The sequence below is a fragment of the Martinezella sp. CNPSo 3959 genome, assembly GCF_057784355.1.
Window position 1 is genome coordinate 289,582 of record NZ_JBXSOV010000002.1, and the last position, 21,485, is coordinate 311,066.

21 protein-coding genes are annotated in these 21,485 nt (G+C 60.0%); 9 read left to right on the top strand and 12 right to left on the bottom strand.

Annotated elements, in window-relative coordinates; all coding sequences use genetic code 11:
- Positions 1 to 122 precede the first annotated feature (122 nt).
- From cysS to radA, 5 genes are all read right to left on the bottom strand, one after another.
- Positions 123 to 1,514, bottom strand: coding sequence for a cysteine--tRNA ligase (cysS, locus tag AC13RE_RS09380; RefSeq protein ID WP_488562738.1), 1,392 nt, complete (start codon positions 1,512 to 1,514; stop codon positions 123 to 125).
- Between the two features lie 222 nt (positions 1,515 to 1,736).
- Positions 1,737 to 2,477: an SDR family NAD(P)-dependent oxidoreductase gene (locus tag AC13RE_RS09385; RefSeq protein WP_488562739.1), complete on the bottom strand. Its 741-nt coding sequence runs from the start codon at positions 2,475 to 2,477 to the stop codon at positions 1,737 to 1,739.
- 71 nt (positions 2,478 to 2,548) lie between these two features.
- Positions 2,549 to 4,033: an amidophosphoribosyltransferase gene (purF, locus tag AC13RE_RS09390; RefSeq protein WP_132716232.1), complete on the bottom strand. Its 1,485-nt coding sequence runs from the start codon at positions 4,031 to 4,033 to the stop codon at positions 2,549 to 2,551.
- A gap of 164 nt (positions 4,034 to 4,197) precedes the next feature.
- Complete coding sequence (locus AC13RE_RS09395; protein WP_112337935.1) at positions 4,198 to 4,803, bottom strand: CvpA family protein; 606 nt, start codon at positions 4,801 to 4,803, stop codon at positions 4,198 to 4,200.
- A gap of 91 nt (positions 4,804 to 4,894) precedes the next feature.
- A complete protein-coding gene (gene radA, locus AC13RE_RS09400) occupies positions 4,895 to 6,298 on the bottom strand; it encodes a DNA repair protein RadA (RefSeq protein ID WP_015339338.1) in 1,404 nt (467 codons plus the stop codon).
- A gap of 153 nt (positions 6,299 to 6,451) precedes the next feature.
- On the opposite strand from radA, the gene AC13RE_RS09405 reads away from it, so the two are divergent.
- Positions 6,452 to 7,087, top strand: coding sequence for a LysE family translocator (locus AC13RE_RS09405; RefSeq protein WP_015339339.1), 636 nt, complete (start codon positions 6,452 to 6,454; stop codon positions 7,085 to 7,087).
- Between the two features lie 21 nt (positions 7,088 to 7,108).
- On the opposite strand, the gene alr is transcribed toward AC13RE_RS09405, so the two are convergent.
- A complete protein-coding gene (gene alr, locus AC13RE_RS09410) occupies positions 7,109 to 8,272 on the bottom strand; it encodes an alanine racemase (RefSeq protein WP_488562740.1) in 1,164 nt (387 codons plus the stop codon).
- Positions 8,273 to 8,592: 320 nt separating this feature from the next.
- Entirely contained in the window at positions 8,593 to 9,093 is a 501-nt protein-coding gene (locus tag AC13RE_RS09415; RefSeq protein ID WP_488562741.1) for a GFA family protein, read from the bottom strand.
- 224 nt (positions 9,094 to 9,317) lie between these two features.
- On the opposite strand from AC13RE_RS09415, the gene AC13RE_RS09420 reads away from it, so the two are divergent.
- From AC13RE_RS09420 to AC13RE_RS09430, 3 genes are all read left to right on the top strand, one after another.
- Positions 9,318 to 10,139, top strand: a complete 822-nt coding sequence (locus tag AC13RE_RS09420; RefSeq protein WP_488562880.1) for an AraC family transcriptional regulator — start codon at positions 9,318 to 9,320, stop codon at positions 10,137 to 10,139.
- 193 nt (positions 10,140 to 10,332) lie between these two features.
- Entirely contained in the window at positions 10,333 to 11,037 is a 705-nt protein-coding gene (locus tag AC13RE_RS09425) for an AzlC family ABC transporter permease (RefSeq protein ID WP_488562742.1), read from the top strand.
- Positions 11,034 to 11,336, top strand: coding sequence for an AzlD family protein (locus AC13RE_RS09430; RefSeq protein WP_488562743.1), 303 nt, complete (start codon positions 11,034 to 11,036; stop codon positions 11,334 to 11,336). The genes AC13RE_RS09425 and AC13RE_RS09430 overlap by 4 nt, the downstream gene beginning before the upstream one ends.
- 67 nt (positions 11,337 to 11,403) lie before the next feature.
- Here the strand turns inward: AC13RE_RS09430 and AC13RE_RS09435 are convergent, their stop codons facing one another.
- Positions 11,404 to 12,900: a replicative DNA helicase gene (locus AC13RE_RS09435; protein WP_015339348.1), complete on the bottom strand. Its 1,497-nt coding sequence runs from the start codon at positions 12,898 to 12,900 to the stop codon at positions 11,404 to 11,406.
- A gap of 349 nt (positions 12,901 to 13,249) precedes the next feature.
- On the opposite strand from AC13RE_RS09435, the gene AC13RE_RS09440 reads away from it, so the two are divergent.
- Genes AC13RE_RS09440 through AC13RE_RS09450 form a run of 3 tightly spaced genes read left to right on the top strand, consistent with a single transcriptional unit; the run spans position 13,250 to position 16,433 of the window.
- A complete protein-coding gene (locus AC13RE_RS09440; protein WP_112607325.1) occupies positions 13,250 to 13,693 on the top strand; it encodes a MarR family winged helix-turn-helix transcriptional regulator in 444 nt (147 codons plus the stop codon).
- 8 nt (positions 13,694 to 13,701) lie between these two features.
- Positions 13,702 to 15,348, top strand: a complete 1,647-nt coding sequence (locus AC13RE_RS09445; RefSeq protein ID WP_488562744.1) for an MFS transporter — start codon at positions 13,702 to 13,704, stop codon at positions 15,346 to 15,348.
- A gap of 17 nt (positions 15,349 to 15,365) precedes the next feature.
- Positions 15,366 to 16,433 carry an HlyD family secretion protein gene (locus tag AC13RE_RS09450; protein WP_488562745.1) on the top strand — a complete coding sequence of 356 codons (1,068 nt, stop codon included), beginning with the start codon at positions 15,366 to 15,368 and terminating at the stop codon, positions 16,431 to 16,433.
- A 95-nt stretch (positions 16,434 to 16,528) separates the two neighbouring features.
- On the opposite strand, the gene rplI is transcribed toward AC13RE_RS09450, so the two are convergent.
- From rplI to rpsF, 4 genes are all read right to left on the bottom strand, one after another.
- The gene (gene rplI, locus AC13RE_RS09455) at positions 16,529 to 17,107 is read right to left on the bottom strand and encodes a 50S ribosomal protein L9 (RefSeq protein WP_015339352.1); all 579 of its coding nucleotides are present in this window, start codon (positions 17,105 to 17,107) and stop codon (positions 16,529 to 16,531) included.
- Positions 17,108 to 17,126: 19 nt separating this feature from the next.
- Positions 17,127 to 18,101 (bottom strand): DUF2232 domain-containing protein, encoded by a 975-nt coding sequence (locus tag AC13RE_RS09460; protein ID WP_488562746.1) that lies wholly within the window; start codon positions 18,099 to 18,101, stop codon positions 17,127 to 17,129.
- Between the two features lie 165 nt (positions 18,102 to 18,266).
- Complete coding sequence (rpsR, locus tag AC13RE_RS09465; protein WP_004122103.1) at positions 18,267 to 18,515, bottom strand: 30S ribosomal protein S18; 249 nt, start codon at positions 18,513 to 18,515, stop codon at positions 18,267 to 18,269.
- Between the two features lie 12 nt (positions 18,516 to 18,527).
- Complete coding sequence (rpsF, locus tag AC13RE_RS09470) at positions 18,528 to 18,974, bottom strand: 30S ribosomal protein S6 (RefSeq protein WP_015339354.1); 447 nt, start codon at positions 18,972 to 18,974, stop codon at positions 18,528 to 18,530.
- 391 nt (positions 18,975 to 19,365) lie between these two features.
- Here rpsF and AC13RE_RS09475 point away from each other — a divergent pair, with 391 nt between their 5' ends.
- Positions 19,366 to 20,109, top strand: a complete 744-nt coding sequence (locus AC13RE_RS09475; protein WP_488562747.1) for a histidine phosphatase family protein — start codon at positions 19,366 to 19,368, stop codon at positions 20,107 to 20,109.
- A 157-nt stretch (positions 20,110 to 20,266) separates the two neighbouring features.
- Positions 20,267 to 21,457 (top strand): hypothetical protein, encoded by a 1,191-nt coding sequence (locus AC13RE_RS09480; RefSeq protein WP_488562748.1) that lies wholly within the window; start codon positions 20,267 to 20,269, stop codon positions 21,455 to 21,457.
- The last annotated feature ends 28 nt before the right edge of the window (positions 21,458 to 21,485 follow it).

Consider the following 21,485-nt stretch of genomic DNA (forward strand, 5'->3'; position numbering starts at 1 on the left):
AATGGACATCGAACTTGCAGAGACTAGGCTTCGTGTTTGCGTGCACAAGAGCGGCAAACTCCCCCCAATCTCCCCCCTTGTGGGGGAGATGTCACGAAAGTGACAGAGGGGGGTATAAAAACTCACCGCTTGATCTCCCAAGTCGTGATGCGCTCACCCGTCGCCGCATCCTTGCCGTCCTTGAGCTGGATGCCCATGGCCGTCAGCTCCTCGCGAAGCTTATCGGCCTCGGCGAAGTTCTTCGCCTTCAGCAGCTCCAGACGCTGGCGCACCTTGGCATCGATCTCTGCGACCACAGCTTCGTCGATCTCCGCCTTCTTCGGCAGCAGGCCGAGAAGATCGGCGCTGGCCGCGAAGACCGACAGGAGGCTGGCATCGGCATTGGCGGCCTGTGCCAGGGCATGCAGTGCCTGGATGGCGGCGACCGTGTTGAGATCGTCGCCGAGTGCGGCAAGCACTGTTTCATCCGGAGCCGCCCCACTCACGTCAGCTGCCGGCCATTTCGCGATTAGCCGTTCGGCTTCCTCAAGGCGCTTGACGGAAAAGTCGATCGGCTCGCGATAATGCGTCATCAGCATCGCAAGCCTCAGCACCTCACCCGGCCATGTCCGGCCGCCGAGCTTCTCTGTCTGCAGCAGCTCGTGGATGGTGACGAAATTGCCTTCCGACTTCGACATCTTGCGGCCTTCGACCTGCACGAAGCCGTTATGCATCCAGACATTCGCCATCGCATGCGTGCCATGCGCGCAGCGCGACTGGGCGATTTCGTTTTCATGGTGCGGGAAGATCAGGTCGAGCCCGCCGCCGTGAATGTCGAAGACATCGCCGAGATAGCGCCCGCTCATGGCCGAGCATTCGATATGCCAGCCCGGACGGCCGCGGCCCCAGGGGCTTTCCCAGCCCGGTTCGTTCTCGTCCGACAGTTTCCACAGCACGAAATCGCCGGGGCTCTTTTTGTGTTCGTCGACGGCGACGCGGGCGCCAGCCTGCTGCTCATCGAGATTGCGCTTCGAAAGCTGGCCGTAATCGGCCATCGACTTGGTGTCGAACAGCACCTCTCCGGCCGCTCGATAGGCATGGCCCTTGTCGATCAGCGTTTCGATGATCGCGATCATCTGCGCGATATTGTCGGTCGCCCGCGGCTGTACCGACGGTTCCAGGCAGCCGAGATCAGTCGTATCCTCGCGGTACTGCTGCTCGGTCTTTTCCGTCACCAACCGGATCGCATCGTTCAGCGGCAGACCGGGGTGATCGCGCAACGCGCGCGCGTTGATCTTGTCGTCGACATCGGTGATGTTGCGGACGTAGGTGACGTGGCTCGCGCCGTAGACATGCCACAGCAACCGGAACAGCACGTCAAAGACGATGGCCGGGCGGGCGTTGCCGATGTGAGCGAAGTCATAGACCGTCGGGCCGCAGACATACATGCGGACGTTGTTGCGGTCGATCGGCTGAAAATCGACCTTTTCGCGCGTCAGCGTGTTGTAGAACTTCAATTGCGGCTCGGCGGCCATATCATTCTCCCAAGGCATAAATCCGAAAAATACCGTCACCGGCAGGCCGGACGTTTGTCATCTTGGATTTTGGGAGACGAAAACGGCCAGGCCAGCGAAACGCTAGCGAATAATCTTCCGGCAGATAATGCAGATAACCGTTTTCATGGGCGGCTTTATCGCGCGCCGGATGAATTTGGTCAAGTAGGGATAAGGCGTCTCGCGTAAAGGCCTAGGATGTTTTTATTCCGGCATCCGATAGCCGACGAGCTTGTTCTCGCGCACGACGAAAAGCTTGCCGGTTTCAGTGACGTCGGGACCGACGAGCGGGACGATTGCCTGGGCGACTTCTCGCGGATGTGGCAGCGTATCCGGATCTTCGCCGGGCATCGCCTGGGCGCGCATGGCGGTGCGGGTAGCACCGGGATCGACGCTGGTAATGCGCAGCGGCGTGCTTTGTGTTTCCCCGGCCCAGGTGCGGGCCAAAGCTTCGACAGCCGCCTTGGAGGCGGAATAGGGGCCCCAGAAGGGCCGGCAGCGATGAGCGGCGGCCGAGGAGAGGATGACGGCGCGACCGGCATCGGAGCGCATCAGCAGCGGCTCGACGGAACGGATCAGCCGCCATGTGGCGGTGACATTGATCGTCATCACCTTCTCGAACACCTTGGCCTCAACATGGCCGATCGGCGAGATCACGCCGAGGACACCCGCATTGGCGACGAGAATATCGAGTTTGCCCCACCGCTCGTAGATGGAGGCGCCGAGCGCGTCGATGGCATTCATGTCGGCAAGATCGAAAGGAACGAGAGTTGCCGAGCCGCCGGCAGCCTTGATGGCATCGTCAAGCTCTTCAAGCCCGCCGACCGTGCGGGCGCAGGCGATCACGTGCGCGCCGGCCTTGGCCAGTTCCAGTGCCGTGAAATAGCCGATACCGCGCGATGCGCCGGTGACGAGGGCGATCTTATCCTTGAGATTGACGCTCATACTACCTGGATCCGGATATGTAAGGGAAGGGAGAGGAGCGAAATGCCCCTCTCGGCCGTTACTTGGGCGTGTCAGCCGTTGCTGGCGAGAACGGAAAGCTTGCGCACGTTGCTGGTGCTTTCCTTGTCGAGCAGGCGCGTCGGATAGTCACCGGTAAAATAATGATCGGTGAACTGCGGCTGCGCGTTGTTGCGGGGCTCGCCGCCGACGGCTCGGTAGAGCCCGTCGATCGACAGGAATTCCAGCGAATCCGCGCCGATGAAATCGCACATGGCCTTCAGGCTGCTGTACTGGTTAGCGAGCAGCTTGTCGGCGTCCGGCGTGTCGATGCCGTAGAAGTCTGGATGGAAGATCATCGGGCTGGCGACGCGGATATGCACTTCGCTGGCGCCGGCATCGCGGATCATCTGCACGATCTTCACGGACGTTGTGCCGCGCACGATGGAATCGTCGACCAGCACGACGCGCTTGCCCTCGATGATGGCACGGTTGGCGGAATGCTTGAGCTTCACGCCGAAGGCGCGAATCTGCTGCGTCGGCTCGATGAAGGTACGGCCGACATAATGGTTGCGGATGATGCCGAGTTCGAATGGAATGCCGCTCGCTTGGGCAAAGCCAATGGCAGCAGGCGTGCCGCCGTCCGGCACGGGAACGACAACGTCGGCCGCAACAGGCGCTTCCTTGGCGAGGTTGATGCCCATGTTCTTGCGGGCAACATAGACGTTGCGGCCGCCGACGACGGAATCGGGGCGGGCGAAGTAGACGTATTCGAAGAGGCAGAGCCGCTCGGGCTTCGGAGCGTCGGGCTTGCGGGCATCGATGGTGATCGAGCCATCGGGCTGGATCTCGCAGATGACAACCTCACCGTTTTCGACATCGCGGACATATTTTGCGCCGATGATGTCGAGCGCGCAGGTTTCCGAGCAGAAGATCGGCTTGCCATCGAGTTCGCCCATGACCAGCGGCCGGATGCCGATGGGGTCTCGGGCGGCGATCAGCTTCGTGCGCGTCATGGCGAGCATCGAATAGCCGCCTTCCATCTGTCTGATGGCATCGATGAAGCGGTCGGAAGAGGAAACCTGCTTGGAGCGGGCAATGAGATGAAGGACGACTTCGGTGTCCGAATTCGACTGACAGATGGCGCCATCGGCGATCAGCTGCCGCCGCATGGTCAGGCCGTTGGTGAAATTGCCGTTGTGAGCGATAGCGATGCCGCCGACTTCCAGTTCGGCGAATAGCGGCTGCACATTGCGAAGCACGGCATCGCCCGTCGTCGAATAACGCACATGGCCCATGGATCGGTCGCCGGGCAGGCGGGCAAGCGTCGCGGGATCGGTGTAGTGATCGCCGACGAGACCCATCCGTCGCTCGGAATGGAAGCGTTGACCATCGAAAGAAACGATGCCGGCCGCTTCCTGGCCGCGATGCTGCAGGGCGTGCAGGCCGAGCGCCGTCAGCGCTGCCGCGTCCGGGTGTCCCAGAATGCCGAAGACGCCGCATTCTTCATGCAGCGTGTCGCCGTCGATATCGTCCTCGAAGGAAAGGGAATGATTCATGGCTGCGGGCCTTTGCTCTCAACGTGGGCGGATCGGGGCGGCGTCACGAGTAACCATTAAAATAGCTCAAAATCCGGCCGGAAAAAATATCCGGTCGGATCTTCTATTGTCACGCCGCTCAAATGGAGTTTCTCGAGCGGCAGGTCAAGCCTGTAAACGCACCGTCAATTGTTTGTCTGCGGCGCCGGCGCGTCATCCGAGGGCGCGGTATCGTTCGGCGCGGCGTTATCGCCATTTCCTTGCTGCTTCGGCGCGATCTTGTTGAGGATCTCAGCTGGCAGCCTTGCCTGAATGTCCTGCGGAAGCGCTGCGGTCAGTTTCTCGACCATCGAATCGAGGAACGGCTTCGACTTGGCGTTGTTGACCCAGTCCGGACGTGCGGCCGGTGCCACCAGCCAGTTCCAGAAGGCGACGACGACGACCATCAGGAGCAGGCCGCGAGCGGCGCCGAAGAGGAAGCCGAGCGTGCGGTCGAGCGCGCCGATGCGGCTGTCGATGATGAAATCGGCAATCCGGATGGTAATGAAGGAAATGATGATGAGCGCCAGCAGGAAGATGACGGCGGCTGACGCGATCGTCGCGATCTTGGTGTCGGCCTTGTATTGCAGGGCATAGGGAACGAGCAGCGGATAGAGATAATAAGCGGCGACTGCGGAGCCGCCCCAGCTGACGATCGAGAGGATTTCGCGCGAGAAGCCACGAACCATGGCCAGAACGGCGGAGAAGAGAATAACGCCGATAACAATACCGTCGAAAATCGTAATGGGCATTTATAATCCACTTCAAGACTTGCCAGACCTTTTGGTCGGCATCGGCCTCAATCAGGAGCCTCTTCTTCGCCAAGAACGGCTGAAGTAAGGCTCAGTCTTCATCTTCCGCGCGTTTCAGCGCGCCCTTCGATCCGGCAATGCGCGCCACCAGATCCGGCAGGCTGTCGATCTCGCTCCAGCGTCCGCCGTTGACCTTCGGCAGATCGGCAGAAGCGGCAGGCAGAACAGCCCCGGAAAATCCCAGCTTCTCGGCTTCCTTGAGGCGCTGGGCGGTGTGCGCAACCGGCCGGACGGCGCCCGACAGGCTGACTTCGCCGAAATAGACGCAATCGGCGGGCAGAGCAAGACCGGCTAGGGAGGAAACCAGTGCAGAAGCGACGGCAAGGTCCGCAGCCGGCTCGGAAATGCGGTAGCCACCGGCAATATTGAGGTAAACATCGTGCTGGCCGAGCCGCACGCCGCAATGCGCTTCCAGAACGGCCAGAATCATCGAGAGGCGCGCCGAATCCCAGCCGACGATGGCGCGGCGCGGGGTGCCGAGCGATGTCGGCGCGACCAGCGCCTGCACTTCGACCAGCACCGGACGTGTCCCCTCGATGCCGGCGAAGACAGCCGCACCGGGCGATTTTTCGTTGCGCTCGCCGAGAAAGAGCTCGGACGGATTGGGCACATCGCGCAGCCCAGCGTCGGACATTTCGAACACGCCGATCTCGTCGGTGGGGCCGAAGCGGTTCTTCACCGTGCGCAGGATGCGGTAATGATGGCCGCGATCGCCTTCAAAATAGAGAACGGCATCGACCATGTGCTCGACGACGCGCGGCCCTGCAATCTGGCCATCCTTGGTGACGTGGCCGACCAGCACCATGGCCGTGCCGGTCTGCTTGGCGAAGCGGATCATCGCCTGCACGCCGGTGCGCACCTGCGTCACCGTGCCGGGCGCGGACTCGGCAAGCTCGCTCCACAGCGTCTGGATGGAATCGATGATGACGAGATCCGGCCGCTTGCCTTCGGAAAGCGTCGCGAGAATGTCCTCGACATTGGTCTCTGCGGCCAGCAGCACTTCCGTATCAGCCGCTTTCAGACGTTGGGCACGCAGGCGAACCTGCGCCACGGCCTCTTCGCCGGAAACATAGACGATCTTGTGCCCCTGCCGGGCGAGGGCGGCTGCGGCTTGCATCAGCAGTGTCGACTTGCCGATGCCGGGATCGCCGCCGACAAGGACGGCCGAGCCGCGCACGAAGCCGCCGCCGGTGGCGCGGTCGAGCTCGGATATGCCGGTATGGATGCGCGGGGCTTCCTCGATCTCGCCCGAAAGCGTCGTCAGCGTGACAGGCTTGCCCTTGCGCGGCGTCTTCGCCGGTCCGCCGCCGATGCCGCCCATCGGATCTTCCTCGACGATGGTGTTCCATGCGCCGCAACTGTCGCATTTGCCGACCCAGCGATTGTGGACCGTGCCGCAGTTCTGGCAGATGAATTGTGTACGGGCCTTAGCCATCGGATGCTGTTCTCAAGTTCAAATGCTTCGCTCTTCGCGACGAATCGCGATCGGCTGACAGATAATGTCTTTCCCGGCCTATCAAAACTAATGATTTCCGTATCAATGGCGATCGTGTCAGCTTTTATGCTGGGTTTTTATGGACGATGACCGATGTTTGACTATTCGCTTGCGCACTGGATCGCCTTTCTCACCGCTGCAACCCTTCTCAATCTCTCGCCGGGGCCGGATATCGCTTTCATTCTCGGCCATACGATCAGAAGCGGCATGCGCTCCGGCTTTGCGGCGCTGTTTGGCATCTGGAGCGGCGCGTGCCTGCATGTGCTGATGGCGGCTGCCGGTCTTTCGGCGATCCTTGCAGCCTCCGCGTTGGCCTTCTCGACGGTCAAATGGATCGGTGCCGCCTATCTGATCTGGCTCGGCATCCAGGCCCTGCGCTCGAAGGGCGAGGCGGCATGGATCAAGGAGGCGGGCAAGACCTTGTCCTTTGGCCGCATCTATCGCCAAGGCATCCTGGTCTCGCTGCTCAACCCGAAGGTCGCCATCTTCTTCCTGGCCTTCCTGCCGCAATTCGTCGTCGAAGGCGCCGGCCCGGTCTGGGCGCAGCTTCTTCTGCATGGCAGCCTCATCATTGTCGTCGCCGCCTTCATCGAGCCGCCGCTCATTCTGCTCGGCGGCCGTCTGAGCGAGGCGCTTCGGCGCAATCGCAGTCTCGGCCTGTGGCTCGATCGCGGTCTCGGCACGCTATTCGTCGCCCTTGGCGTCCGGCTGGCGATCAGCGCCCGCTAAATATTTTGAGGAGTAGCCAGGCTATTCTTCGGTCTCTTCCGAGATATACCGGCGCTCGTGCCGCAGCCCCATGCTGGTCAGCATCTCGTAGCCGATCGTGCCTGCCGCCCTTGCGGCCTCGTCGACCGAGATGTTACTGCCGAAAAGCTCGACATAGTCACCGGCTCTGACCAGGTTTTCCGGCAGGTCGGTGACATCGAAGATGGTCAGGTCCATGGTGATGCGGCCGGCAACGGGCACCTTATGACCGGCGATAAAGCCATGACCGCCTGGGATGCCGGTCTGGCGCAATGGCACACCGGCGCTCGACTGGCTGCGCATATAGCCGTCAGCGTAACCTGCCGAGACGATCGCCAACCGGCTGTCGCGGGTCAATTGCAGGGCGCGACCGTAGCCTACGGTTTCGCCTGATTTGACCGAGCGGGCCTGGATGATCCGAGCCTCCGCCGTTGCCACTGGGCGCATCGGATTGGCCAAGCCGGGCGCCGCCTCGCCGCCGTAGGTGGCGATACCGGGGCGGGTGAGATCGAAATGATAATCCGGCCCGAGAAAGATGCCGGCCGAATTGGCAAGGCTTGCCTCGATGCCTTCAAAGGCAGCGCTGACCTTGCGAAAGGCCTCGAGCTGCTGCCTGTTCATTGCATTGGAAGGATCGTCGCCGCAGGCGAGATGGCTCATGACAAGCACCGGTGCAAAGCTTGCCGGGCGGGAAACGTCGTCGGCCAGCGCGATCGCATCGTCCATCGGCAGACCGAGCCGGTTGAAGCCGGTGTCGACCTGCAGCGCACAGGGATAGTCGCCATAGTCGGACAGAACCGACATCCAGAAGGTCAGCTGCTCCTCCGAAGCGATGACGGGCACGAGATCGTTTTCGAAGAACCGCCGCTCCATGCCCGGCCAGATGCCGCTGAGCACGAAGATGCGGGCCTCGGGGGCATAGAGCCGCAAGGTCGCGCCCTCATCCGCTGTCGCAACGAAGAAATCGCGCGCGCCGGCGCCATAAAGCGTTTCACCGACATCCTCGATCCCGAGCCCGTAGGCATCGGCCTTGACCACGGCCGACGTGCGGGCCTTTCCCGAGCGGCGCGCGAGGTCGCGCCAGTTTTCGACGAGCGCGCCGAGATCCACCGTCAGCCGCAGGCCGGCGGAAGCGAAAGCATCATCGTCATTGAAATTATCTGTCATGGGGCGCCCTGAATAAGGAAGTGGCCGGAGGTGATTTGGCTTGGGTCAGGATACTGGCCGTCGATGAAAAGAAAAAGTGCTGCGAGGCATGTAAGCGGAATTAGGCAGAAACTGCCGCCACATTTCTAACGACAGCTTCCGGCTGAGGGTCGGAAACCAACAGGCTGCTTCGAGGCACGAATTAGCTGAAGGGCAGGCCTTCAGGCACGCTGCGCGCATCATCTTGAAGGTAGTCTGTCGTAGGCTTTAGTTTCCGGGATGACGGCTATTTCGAAATAGCGGCATCGAGGAGTGCCTCGCTGACGATCGCCGGAATAGGCTCAGTCGTCACGCCATCTCACCGCCCATGAGGCGGTATCGCGATCAGGGTGCTGGTTGTTGCTCGTCTTGATCGCCGCAGCCCAATCGGCGCCGTTATTTTCCGTCGCACCGGTATTTTCTAGGCCCGTAATCGTATCGAACCATCTAACCATGTTCTCGGTGCAGGTGTTGGCATGCGGCGGGAAGGCGTGGGGATCGTCCAGCGAACCGATCATCAGGTTGGTGCGGCCGTTTTCGAGGTGATGGAAGAACAATGGCGTACCGCAATTGGCGCAGAAGCCCCGCTCGACAAGCTCCGAACTCTTCCAGACACTCGGCCTGCCTCGTGTCCAGGTGAGCGCATCATCGGGCGCGGCGACGAGCGCGGCAAAGATGTTACCCGAGGCTTTCTGGCACATGCGGCAATGGCAGAGATGCGAATTATCATGCATGGCAGTTGCGTGATAGCGCACGGCACCGCACTGGCAGCCGCCGCTCACCTTCATCTCGATGCGTTTCAATTTGTCTTCTCCTTCAAGGGGCGGGTTTGGGCCTAACGCTTTTTAGGTTTTCATTTTTGGATCGTCCAGCAGAACGACGGGTCCGATCACGTCTTCTCGAGAAAGCGCGGACAGGCAGATACCAGCCTTTCTCACATGCGATCACTTTTGTTCAAGACGCGCGGCAGCCGGCTCGATAATGTGCTGACATGCAGAACGTTTCGCAGAAAGAGGCGGCTGACGCCATGCCGCTTGCCAAGGTGGAATCGACCCGCTTCTGGCGGGACGGTCGCTTTCGCGGCATGGAATGCCTGAGCGCAAGCTTCGTGACGCATGAATATGCGCCGCATGCGCACGACACGTTCAGTATCGGGGCAATCGAAAGCGGTAGCCAGATCGCCACACTGCGCGGCAGGCGCGAAGAAACCGGGCCGGGCGATCTCTATCTGATCAATCCTGGCATCGTGCATGACGGCGCTCCGGGCGGCGGGGGCTATCGCTACCGCATGATTTACCCGGACGCGAAGCTCTTCGTCGACATTCTGGAAGACGTCACGGGCAAAGCCTTCAACGCGACGCCATCTTTCGCCAGTTCGTTGTTGCGCGATCCGCAGCTTGCCAGCGCCTTCCACAAGGCGCACCGCACACTCGAGAGCGGCGCTGGCGCGCTGGAATCCGATGAGGGCATGTTCTCGGTGCTGGCAGCACTCTTTGCGCGCTACGGCAGCACGATCGTCCTTCCCGTCGATACCAAGGAACGTAGCGCCGTTGCACGCGCCCGCGATTATCTGACGGAGAATTTCGACAGCGATATCGGATTGGAGGAGTTGGCCAAGGTGGCGGGGCTGAGCCGCGCGCACCTGATCCGCGCTTTCCGCAGGGAGTATCATATTACGCCCCATGCCTTTCTGACCGACCGGCGCGTCATCGTTGCCCGCCGATTGCTCAGGGAAGGCCGCATGCCGGCCGATGTCGCCATGGAATGCGGTTTCGCCGATCAGGCTCATTTTACGCGGCACTTCAAATCGCGCACCGGCGTCACCCCGGGCCAGTTCCGCGTCGGCTAGCGCATTTCCGGGAAAGTGCGCAGCGATTTTCCATCCGGAATGCGCTGAGAAATAAAAACATGGAGCATTTTCGCTTTTCCGCGAACAGTGAAAACGCCTTGCTGATTCTGGATGGAGCTCTAGTCACTTTCGTTCAATACAGCGCCAGATGCCGTCGGCTACCTCTTCGTCATTGTTGAAGTGGAGGTTGCCCATGTTGCAGCAAAGCCGGCCGGACGGCGAATTCAAAGCCGGGATGCGTGCCATTTTTCCGCTGATCGTCGCCGTCCTGCCGATCGGCCTCGTGTTTGGCGCGGTTTCGGCGACTAAGGGGCTTTCGCCGCTGGAGACCACGCTGATGAGCGCGTTCGTCTTCGCCGGCGGCTCGCAATTCGTGGCGATGGATATCTGGACACATCCCGCAAGCTGGATTGGCGCCGGCTTCGCGGCCCTGCTCGTCAATGTCAGGCACTTGCTGATGAGCGCTTCGATCGGCACGAAGATGGAGTCTTTCTCCGGCATCAAACGCTATATCGCCATGCTGTTTCTCGCCGATGAGATTTGGGCCATGGCGGAATTCCGTGCCGGCGCAACGCGACTCACACCCGCCTGGTATGCGGGCATCGTCACGCCCTTCTACTTGGCTTGGGTCGGCTCGTCGCTTGCGGGTGCTCTGCTTGGCGCCTTTCTCGGCGATCCCGCCGTCATCGGTCTCGACTTCGCCTTTCCGGCTGTCTTCATCGTGCTGGTCATGGGCTTTTGGAAAGGACCGGAAACCGGCGCGGTGCTTGCCGCGAGCGGAATTGCAGCCGTTGCTGTCCACCAGTTCGTGCCCGGTGTCTGGCATATTGCAGCCGGTGCGCTGGCTGGGCTGGCAATGGCTTTCTGGAAAGGCAGGGCGCGGGAGCAGGCCGCATGACGCTCGATCTCAACACGCTGCTCGCCATCCTCGCCATGGCTGCCGCAACGATTTTCACTCGTGTTGGCGGTCTTGTCTTGATTCGCTACGTTAGGATTGACGAGCGCCGGCGAACCGCAATCGAAGCCATTCCACCGGCCGTGCTGATGGCCGTCATTGCCCCGACAGCTTTTGCTACCGGTTGGGCGGAGACGCTGGCCTGCGCGGCCACCGCAATCGCCTCCCGCCGCTTGCCGATGCTGGCAAGCGTTGTTGTTGGCGTTGTGACGGTGGCTTTGCTGCGAGCTGCGGGACTGTGAAGCGTCTCCGGGAAAAGTGCGAAGCGTTTCTTCGTCTCAGCGAAACATTGACGCGTCAAGCTCCGTGTCAATGTTCCTCATACTGCGTGAAAGACGGGTCGGCGAGATCGGCAAAGCGGGTGAATTCCGACTGGAAGGCGAGCTTCACCGTACCCGTCGGTCCGTGGCGCTGCTTGGCGATGATGACGTCGGCCGTGCCTTTGACGCGGTCGAACAGGGCTTCCCATTCCCCATATTTCGGGTCGTTCGGATCGCGCGGCTCCTGGTTCTTGACGTAATATTCCTCGCGGAACACGAAGAGTACCACGTCGGCGTCCTGCTCGATCGAACCGGATTCACGCAGGTCGGAAAGCTGAGGCCGCTTGTCGTCGCGGCTTTCGACCGCACGCGAGAGCTGGGAGAGCGCGATGATCGGCACGTTCAATTCTTTGCCGAGCGCCTTCAGGCCGGTGGTGATCTGGGTGATTTCCTGAACACGGTTCTCGTTCGATTTGCCGGAGCCGGTCATCAGCTGCACGTAGTCGACCACCAGAACGTCGAGACCGCGCTGGCGTTTCAGGCGTCGGGCACGCGCGGAAAGCTGGGCGATGGAGATGCCGCCGGTCTGGTCGATATAGAGCGGCACCTTCTGCATCATCATCGAGCAGGCAACGAGCTTTTCGAAATCGGCGTCATTGATATCGCCGCGTCGGATCTTCGACGAGGAGACTTCCGTCTGCTCGGAGATGATACGGGTAGCCAGCTGTTCGGACGACATTTCCAGCGAGTAGAAGCCGACGACGCCGCCGTTCTTCGCCTTCATCGAGCCATCCGCCTGGACTTCGCCCTCGTAAGCGGCGGCGATATTGTAGGCGATGTTGGTCGCAAGCGAGGTCTTACCCATGCCGGGGCGACCGGCAAGGACGATCAAGTCGGAGCGCTGCAGGCCGCCCATCTTGCTATCAAGCGAGTGGATGCCCGTGGAGATGCCGGAGAGGCCGCCGTCACGCTCCTTGGCGACGGCCGCCATGTCGATCGCAAGGGCCACGGCGTCGTTGAAGGACTGGAAGCCGCCGTCGTAGCGGCCATTCTCGGCAAGTTCGAACAGCCGGCGCTCCGTATCCTCGATCTGCGCCTGCGGCGGCATGTCGAGCGGCGCGTCATAGGCGATATTGACCATATCCTCGCCGATGGTGATCAGCGCGCGGCGCAGCGCCAGATCGTAGATGGCGCGGCCATAGTCTTCCGCATTGATGATCGACACGGCTTCGACGGCAAGCCGCGCGAGATATTGCGCGACCGTCATGTCGCCGACCTTCTCGTCAGCCGGCACGAAGCTCTTGATGGTGACGGGGTTGGCAGTCTTGCCCATGCGAATGATGTCGCCGGCGACCTCGAAGATCTTGCGGTGCAGCGGTTCGTAAAGATGAATCGGCTTCAGGAAGTCGGAGACGCGGTAATAGGCATCGTTGTTGACGAGGATGGCGCCGAGCAGAGCCTGTTCCGCCTCAATGTTATTGGGCGCTTCACGATAATGCTGGTCGGCGGGAGCAATGGCGGCGAGCTTGCGCGCAGCTTCGTTCATTTTCCATCTCTTCGTACTTTAGGGTGTCGACTGGTTTGCGACGTTCCGATGTCATGGTCAACCAGGCAAATGGACAGCCACCCGAAGTGGGGCGAATAGGTCCGGCCTATCAACGTTTTTCCACTCGTCCACAGGCGCAGATTGCCGCCACGTAAAAAATCTCTTGTGGCCACTTTGCAACGAAAAGATCGACACACGAATCACATATGCAAACCATCTGTGGGGAATATCTTAGCTGGGTCTTTCGCCGTATGCATCAATTGGTGCGGCTATCCTGCTTGAAAAGCTGGGGAAATCCGGGTATTCCCTTTAAATTAGGGTAGGACGCTAATTATATAAAGCTGCAATAATGCCAGGTGCGCCATCAAGACAAGAACTCTTCGACGACCTCTCTTCGTTCAATCGCAAGCTGAGGGCGGCTTTTGACGCCCTCGTTCGCGAGCACGGCATGACCCTTTCCCGCGCGAGGGTTTTTCGCAAGCTCTCCCGCCGGGATGGGATAAACCAGAGAGAGCTCGCCGACGAGCTGGAGCTGGAAACGCCGACGCTCGTACGCATTCTCGATGCGATGGAGGCGCAGAATTTCATCGAACGTCGGGCCGCCGTATCCGATCGCCGCGCCAAGCAGATCTTCATAACGGAATCCGGAAAAGTCGTTGCCGCGGAAGTCGAAGCTCTTGCCACCGGTGTGCGCGCGGATATCTTGGAGGGGATTTCGGACGAGGATGTCGGCATGGCGCTGAAGGTTATTCGCGCCATGACTGCCAATCTTCAGAATATCGGCAAATCATGAGGTAATGCATGAGCGGGGATCCGGGCCCGGTCGCCAATGCGCAAGCTAACGCCGTCCCGCCCGCTCCACCGCCTATGCCGGGCTGGAAAGTGCCGCTCTATATTGCGGCATCCGTTCTGTTCTTCCTGACCCAGGGTCTGGGTCTTAATCTTGCCTTCGCCAACCTTACGCAGATCCAGGGAACCATTGCGGCGACGACCACAGAGTCGGCGTGGCTATCTGCTGCCTATATGGCGCCCAATGTCAGCCTCGCCATCGCGTTGGTGAAGATTCGCCTTCAATATGGCGTGCGCAATTTCGCCGAGGTCAGCATTCTCGGCTTCGTGCTCGCCTCGCTGCTCAATCTCTTCGTCTCCGACCTGCATTCTGCGATCGTCGTCCGCTTCCTGAGCGGGATTGCCGGCGCGCCGCTATCGACGCTCGGCTTCCTTTATATGCTGGAGGCCTTCGAGCCGGCGAAGAAGATGACTGTCGGCGTCAGCCTGGCGATGATGAACACGCTGCTTGCCGCTCCCATCACGCGCCTCGTGTCGCCATCGCTGCTGGACTATGGCGAATGGCGTGGCCTCTACACGCTCGAGATGGCATTGGCGCTGCTCGTCATGCCGATCATCTATCTCCTGCCGCTGACGCCGCCGCCGCGCGTCAAGGTCATCGTATTGGGCGATATTTTCAGCTATCTTCTCGTGGCGATCGGTTTCGGCTGTCTGGCTGTCGCGCTGTCGGTCGGTCGCCTTTATTGGTGGCTGGAAGTGCCCTGGCTCGGCGTCGTGCTGGCGGTCGGCATCGCCTCGATCACCGCCGCAATCGTCGTCGACCTGAGACGGGCAACGCCACTGATAGACGTTCGCTGGCTGCTTCGGCCGGAAATTCTGCATCTGACGGCGATCCTGCTGGTCTTCCGCATCATTGCCGCCGAGCAGACCTCCGTCATCATGACCTTTTATCAGAACGCGGTCGGGCTGCTCTATGATCAGCTTTCCATTCTGTACTGGATCATCCTGGCCTTCTCCATCATCGGGGGCCTCATCTGCACCGTGTTCATGAGCTACGGCTTTAGCTGGCAGATCCAGTTCGTCGCGCTCATCCTGATGGGCGTGGGCGCGCTGATGGATTCGCAGGTGACGAACCTCACCCGTCCCGAACAGATGTATTTCAGCCAGGCCCTGGTCGCAGCCGGCGCGGCCCTGTTCCTGCCACCCTCCATGTCGCAAGGCTTCAAGGAGGCTATATCCAAGGGTCCCCCCTATCTGGTGACCTTCTTTGTCGTCTTCACCTTCACGCAGAGCATCGGCGGCCTGATCGGCTCGGCCTTCTACGGCACGCTGATCACTATTCGCGAGAAGTTCCATTCTGCCGTCCTGACCGAGCGCGTGCTGCTGACGGATCCGCATGTGGCCACACGCGTCAGCCAGCTTTCATCCTCCTACGGCAAGGTGATCGGGGATAGCGTGCTCCTGAAGGGGGAGGGGCTGGCGCTGCTCGGCGCGCAGGTCAGCCGCGAGGCCAATATGCTAGCCTATGGAGATGCGTTCTTCGTCGCCGCCGTAATCGCTTTCCTGTCGCTTGCCGGCCTCTCAATCCATGTCTTCTTCCGATTCGTCAGGGCTCGCCTGGCCGACGATCGGGCTGAGGTCGTGACATCCAACCCATGAGGATATGAAATAGCTCCATGTCGAGGCTCGTTCGCTCCCCCATCGAAGTCATCGCGGTTCTCGCCGGCATCGGCGGCGTCATGCTGGTTCTCTATGCCTGGCATCTGCCGCCGTTCAAAACCGCGGTCGAGACCACGGACGATGCCTATGTCAAAGGCTATGTCACGACCATCAGCCCGCAGGTCAGCGGCTATATCACCGACGTGCCGATCAAGGACTACAAGCTCGTCAAGGAGGGCGACGTGCTCGCCCAGATCGATAATCGTATCTACAAGCAAAAGGTCGCGCAGGCCCACGCGACGCTGGACGGGCAGAAGGCGGCACTTGCCAATTCGCAGCAGCAGGAGCAGGCCGCCAAGGCTGGCATCGCCTCCAGCCAGGCGCAGATCGATAGCGCCAACGCAGCCCTGAAGCGTGCCCAGCTTGCCTTCGATCGCGTCACGACACTGGTCTCCAGAGGTGTCTCGACCACGAGCGATTCCGAACAGGCTCAGGCGACGCTGCAGCAGGCTCAGGCATCGGTCAATCAGGCAAAGGCCGCTCTCGACGTCTCTCAGCAGAACCTGACGACGATCATCGTCAACCGCGCCTCCCTGGAAGCCGGTGTCAGCGGCGCGGAGGCTGCCGTACAGCTTGCCGATATCGATCTCGACAACACGACCATCAGAGCGCCGCAGGACGGCCGCATTGGGGAGGTTGGCGTACGCCTCGGCCAATATGTGACACCAGGTACGCAGCTGATGAACCTGGTGCCGAAGGACGTCTGGGTCATAGCCAATTTCAAGGAAACGCAGCTCGATGGCATGAAGCTCGATCAGCCCGCCACGATTTCCGTGGATGCGCTCGGGCATCGCGAGATCAAGGGCCGCATCCAGCGTTTCTCTCCGGCAGCGGGTTCCGAATTTGCCGTCATCAGGCCCGACAACGCCACGGGCAATTTTACCAAGGTCGCCCAGCGTCTCGGTGTGAGGATCAAGATCGAGGATGGACAGCCACTCGCCGACCAGTTGGCGCCTGGCATGTCCGTCGTCGTTTCGATTGACAAGGATTCGGCTCCGCTGCCGGAGCCTAGGAATAATGACTGACAGAGGCGTTCGCTTTATCGTCTGCCAATAACCAAAAAGCCTGGGTCGAGGACCCAGGCTTTCTTTCATTCACAGTTTTGGAGAAGGCTTGAGGATCAAGCTTCTTCTTCGCCGTCGCGGTCAGCTTCCGGATCGAAGAAATCTTCCGGACGCAGCGCGTCTTCGTCAACGCCGTAGATGGCGTCTGCGGAGGTGAGGGTTTCGCCCTTGGCCTGACGCTCGGCTTCTTCAGCGGAACGGGCAACGTTGAGCTCAACCTTGATTTCGACTTCGGCGTGAAGCCCGATGGCAACATCGTGCAGGCCGATAGCCTTGATCGGCGTGTTCATGTGAACCTGGCTGCGGCCGATGTTGAAGCCTTCGGCGGCGAGGATTTCGACGACGTCACGAGCAGCGACCGAACCGTAGAGCTGGCCGGTTTCGCCAGCCGAGCGAACGACGATGAAGGACTTGCCGCCGAGAACGTCGGCAACCTTCTGGGCTTCGCTCTTGCGCTCGAGGTTGCGGGCTTCGAGCGTTGCGCGCTCGGCTTCGAAACGAGCCTTGTTGGCGGCGTTGGCGCGCAGCGCCTTGCCGAGCGGCAGCAGGTAGTTACGAGCAAAGCCGTCGCGAACCTTGACGGTTTCGCCCATCTGGCCGAGCTTGGAGATGCGTTCGAGAAGAATGACTTCCATTTTCTTGTTCCTTTCGATGTCAGATTTTCGTGTCTTGTTTGGGTGTGTCGGCATTCTTGTTCGGGGTGAGCGATATCGCTTTGCGAGTATCGTAGAGGCCGAGAACAAGGATGATGAAGAGCGGCAGCGTCACAAAGAAGCATACCAGGTAGCAGATGATCAGAACCGGCAGACGCCAGTCCTTGCCCCGCGTCCGGTAGTGCAGCGAGGCAAAGCCGGAAACGATGAAGCCAGCGCCGAAAGCACCGAGCACGGCGGCGGCGATGAGGCCGAGAACGCCACCGAAGAAGATCGCGACGATCGCCACGAGAAAGACGAAGATCGCATTGCGGTTCATACGCAGCGACGAGGGAATGTCTTCGCGCGGACGCTGGCTGCGGCCAGAGGCGACAACAATACGCGTTGCAAAATAATAGGCTGCAAAAACAGCGGACACCCAGCACACGCCCCAAGCGAAAGGGACCGCGTAAAGCAGGATAGTCTTCAACTTTTCGATCGAGGCAGCATCCAACGCTTGCTGCTGCTGATCGTTCAGCAGTTCGAGATTGAAAGCGATCGTCTTGCCGATGAGATCTGGACCGTAGCCCATAAGAATGCCCGCGACGACGATTGCGACGGAGGCAACTGCACAGAGATGCAGCATGATGTCCGAGAGCGGATACCACGCCATTAGATTATCCGGGCCACCAAGCTCGGATGCCGGGCGCGCCAGACTTGCAAGATGGCTGAGCCAAGCTGGGACGGCGGCGAGGACTATTGCGATCATTGCAAATGGCAGCGGACCGATAACGCTGCCCAAAATACCGGCAGCAACGATCGCCGTTGCGGCAGCAATATTTCCCCAGCCGAGACCAACGATCAAAATAGGGAGAGCGGAAGCACTGATGAACACGATAGCAAGAAATGGCTGACGTAATGCGCCATACACGAGTAGGGCGGCGGTCAGACCGGCGAGCGCGCCGATGCCAAGCTCTTTTGCGTTCAACTTTTTCACGTCGCTGTCCTGCTTCGTATCGAGCAGTTAGAGGATGCCTTCGCCACTCGGGCGTGAAAGCTTATCCCCAACATGGGGTTTCAAGGTTCCGATCCGCGCCCATCGCGAAAGGGAGAAGGGAAGGCATCGCTGCCTTCCCTCTAATTCAGTCGGCGTCAGCTTATATTAAGCGACGACGTAAGGCAGCAGGCCGAGGAAACGGGCGCGCTTGATCGCCTGGGCGAGTTCGCGCTGCTTCTTCTGGGAAACGGCCGTGATGCGGGACGGAACGATCTTGCCGCGCTCGGAAATGTAGCGCTGCAGGAGACGAACGTCCTTGTAGTCGATGCGCGGCGCATTGGCGCCCGAGAACGGGCAGGTCTTGCGGCGGCGATGGAACGGACGGCGGACCGGTGCGGAGGAAACTTCAGACATTCTCAAATCTCCTTATACGCGGTCTTCGCGCGGACGGCGCGGACGGTCTTCGCGGTCACCACGATCCGGGCGCGGACCACGATCGCCGAAGCTGCGCTCCGGACGGTCGCCATCGCGGCGCGGACGGTCGTCACGGTCGCGCTTCTGCATCATGGCCGACGGGCCGTCTTCGTGCTTCTCGACAGCGATCGTCATGTAACGCAGGACGTCTTCGCTGATGCGCATCTGGCGTTCCATTTCCTGGATCGCAGCGGCCGGAGCATCAATGTCCATCAGGGCGTAGTGAGCCTTGCGGTTCTTCTTGATGCGGTAGGTGAGGGACTTGAGGCCCCAGTTCTCGATACGCCCGACTTTACCGCCGTGAGCTTCGATGACACCCTTGTACTGTTCTACGAGGGCGTCGACCTGCTGAGCGGAAATATCCTGCCGGGCAAGGAATACATGTTCGTAAAGAGCCATGGATAGCTTTGCCTTTCTTGCGTTGGTCTGAACCCGATATTCGGCGGCTAAGCCTCAACGACTGCTCCTGAGAGGGTAAACCCAAGCAAGAAAAGCGTTTCCGAGACGGTCGAGAGCGGAGACACGGGAGGCTGGAACGCTTCCGTTCCGAACGATTCCCCTTGCGGAAAACCGGCCCTCCGTTCAGCCACCAGCCAGAAGACCGGGTTGCGAACAGGGCGGCTTATACGGATTTTTCTCCGAAAGGCAAGGGTGCGGGCGAAATTATGCCGTTTTGCCCGTGAGCGGCGTTGATGCTTGGGCCAAATCGTGAGCTCCCGTTCGCCGCAGCGTTGCGCCAGCCGCACTCTCCCATATGATAGCATGCGAATTGCAGCAACAGGGATGGTTCATGCGCATCTTTCTCGTTCGGCACGGCGAATCCCTTGGTAATATAGACGACCGGGCCTATCGGCAGTTCGGCGATCATAATGTGCCCTTGACGGAATGGGGCTATCGACAGGTGCTGGAGGCGGGTGAGGCGATATCAGCCTATCTGAAGGCATTGCCATCAGCCGAATTACGCAAGCTGAGCGTCTGGTACTCGCCTTTCCTGAGGACGCGGCAGAGCAAGGACGCCCTGCTGGAGGTTCTGCCTGCCGAACTCATCGGGGATACCAGAGAGGATTATCTGCTGCGCGAGCAGGATTTCGGGCTCTTCACCGAAATCTACGATCACGCCGAACAGAAGCGGAAATTCCCCGACGAGTTCGAGAAATGGGCCAGGCTGCGCAACAACAACGGCAAGTTCTACGCGCGTCCGCCGGATGGCGAAAGCCGCGCCGATGTCGCCCAGCGCGTCCGTCTGTTCCTGCAGACCGTCATGCACGACGCCGAAAACGGCAGAAACAATGTCATCATCGTCGGCCACGGCGTCACCAATCGCGCTTTCGAGATGAACTTCCTGCACCACCCGGTCGATTGGTTCGAGCGCTCCGACAATCCGGGAAATGCCGATGTCACCCTGATCGAAGGGCGTAGTTCGGAGGGTTATCGGTCGATCCTGCTTCACAAGTCCATGGACCGCGTGAAAGGGCAGGAAGAATTGAAGGAGGCTTATGGTTCCGAATTGGCGATTGCGCCGAAGGCGGAGTAATCGGCCGCTTGCCGCAGGCATGACTCTTCCCGCTGCCGTGTAGGCCCGCTTTTATTTCGGCGGCAAGGCCGAATCTTTCGAACGCGTGCTGCAATCATGGCTTGTGAAGCGCCTGGAGCTATGGAATTCATGGCTTGGCTGCAATTGGGGGTGGGCTGTGAAGACTGTGAAGAAAAGCTTTGCTTTGCTGAGTTTTGCTTTGGGCTTCGCCCTGCTTGCGCAAGATGCAGCGGCGCGGCTGAGCTACGACGTTCGAACTGCGGATGATGGCGTTACCTATATTACGGTAATTGGCAGCTTCGAGGCTGACGATGATTTGAGCCTGTTCCGCAATAAGGCTGTTTCAAGCCATGCTATTTACGTTGGCTTCAATAGCGGCGGTGGAAATGTCTACAAGGCATTGGAACTCGGCCGGCTGATTAGGTCTCTAGGGCTCAGCACACTCGCTGTAAGAAGCGCCGAATGCTCCTCGGCTTGTTCCCTGTCATTTCTTGGCGGAGTAGGCCGCTTTGCCCACCCGGGTTCGATCGGCGTTCACAAATCTTCGTTCAGCGATACAAGAGGGATGGACGTCGAGGCTGCTGTTGCAGCCGTTCAGCAACAGACCGCTGATGTGATTGCTTACATGAATGAAATGGGCGTCGATCCAGGTTTGCTGCAACTCACGCTCAAGTACGACAGAAACGATATGCGCTACCTGTCCTCGAGCGAAATGACGCAGTTTCGGGTAACGACCGTGTCATATCAGGAGCTTCAGGAGTTCGAGGCAAAGTCGTCATCTAACAACGCTCCGACGGCGAGCGCTGAAGCGCGTAAGGCGGCTCAGCCAACGAGCGAGGAATCGCCGCTTCTGCAAGTTCCAGTCCCCAGAAATGGCATTGTTCAAAACGACGCAGGGGCAGCCCTGCTGAAGACAAGCCGAAACATGAGCGCCAAGACGATTGCAACTTTCCCGAATGGGAGCCAGTTGACGATCAATAAGAGCATTGGCGACTGGTATCGTGTGTCGATCGGCAAGAAATCCGGCTATATGCTTCAGACGTCGGTGTGGGTGCGCGAATTCGAAGAGAACCGGTTCGGCAAACAATATATCGAAATAACCGTCGATCCGGTATTGAAGACAGCTCTGCAGTTGGCCAGGGAGTCAAACCTTCCCATGGCGGTCCATTTGACTGTACAAGGCAGGTATGCTGTTACCGTTAAGGACGCATATGACAAAAACATCGCGCCGCTGGTGTATCAGCACCTCACGGGGAGTAAAAAGATCGCCCTCAGTGCCATCCTCACTCACGGCAACAACTACGTTCGCGAAATCTGCTGTAGCGCTTCCAACATAACGGCCGAATGAGCGGGCAAACTTGCCCGCTTATCCGTTT

What these genes read in the sequence shown, in the direction of transcription:
- AC13RE_RS09425 (WP_488562742.1), top strand. Translation starts at nt 10,333, where the DNA reads ATGTTGCAGCAAAGCCGGCCGGACGGCGAATTCAAAGCCGGGATGCGT.
- rpsR (WP_004122103.1), bottom strand. Translation starts at nt 18,515, where the DNA reads ATGTCTGAAGTTTCCTCCGCACCGGTCCGCCGTCCGTTCCATCGCCGC.
- AC13RE_RS09435 (WP_015339348.1), bottom strand. Translation starts at nt 12,900, where the DNA reads ATGAACGAAGCTGCGCGCAAGCTCGCCGCCATTGCTCCCGCCGACCAG.
- AC13RE_RS09440 (WP_112607325.1), top strand. Translation starts at nt 13,250, where the DNA reads ATGCCAGGTGCGCCATCAAGACAAGAACTCTTCGACGACCTCTCTTCG.
- radA (WP_015339338.1), bottom strand. Translation starts at nt 6,298, where the DNA reads ATGGCTAAGGCCCGTACACAATTCATCTGCCAGAACTGCGGCACGGTC.
- rplI (WP_015339352.1), bottom strand. Translation starts at nt 17,107, where the DNA reads ATGGAAGTCATTCTTCTCGAACGCATCTCCAAGCTCGGCCAGATGGGC.
- purF (WP_132716232.1), bottom strand. Translation starts at nt 4,033, where the DNA reads ATGAATCATTCCCTTTCCTTCGAGGACGATATCGACGGCGACACGCTG.
- cysS (WP_488562738.1), bottom strand. Translation starts at nt 1,514, where the DNA reads ATGGCCGCCGAGCCGCAATTGAAGTTCTACAACACGCTGACGCGCGAA.
- AC13RE_RS09445 (WP_488562744.1), top strand. Translation starts at nt 13,702, where the DNA reads ATGAGCGGGGATCCGGGCCCGGTCGCCAATGCGCAAGCTAACGCCGTC.
- AC13RE_RS09405 (WP_015339339.1), top strand. Translation starts at nt 6,452, where the DNA reads ATGTTTGACTATTCGCTTGCGCACTGGATCGCCTTTCTCACCGCTGCA.
- AC13RE_RS09475 (WP_488562747.1), top strand. Translation starts at nt 19,366, where the DNA reads ATGCGCATCTTTCTCGTTCGGCACGGCGAATCCCTTGGTAATATAGAC.
- AC13RE_RS09385 (WP_488562739.1), bottom strand. Translation starts at nt 2,477, where the DNA reads ATGAGCGTCAATCTCAAGGATAAGATCGCCCTCGTCACCGGCGCATCG.
- AC13RE_RS09430 (WP_488562743.1), top strand. Translation starts at nt 11,034, where the DNA reads ATGACGCTCGATCTCAACACGCTGCTCGCCATCCTCGCCATGGCTGCC.
- alr (WP_488562740.1), bottom strand. Translation starts at nt 8,272, where the DNA reads ATGACAGATAATTTCAATGACGATGATGCTTTCGCTTCCGCCGGCCTG.
- AC13RE_RS09420 (WP_488562880.1), top strand. Translation starts at nt 9,318, where the DNA reads ATGCCGCTTGCCAAGGTGGAATCGACCCGCTTCTGGCGGGACGGTCGC.
- rpsF (WP_015339354.1), bottom strand. Translation starts at nt 18,974, where the DNA reads ATGGCTCTTTACGAACATGTATTCCTTGCCCGGCAGGATATTTCCGCT.
- AC13RE_RS09450 (WP_488562745.1), top strand. Translation starts at nt 15,366, where the DNA reads ATGTCGAGGCTCGTTCGCTCCCCCATCGAAGTCATCGCGGTTCTCGCC.
- AC13RE_RS09395 (WP_112337935.1), bottom strand. Translation starts at nt 4,803, where the DNA reads ATGCCCATTACGATTTTCGACGGTATTGTTATCGGCGTTATTCTCTTC.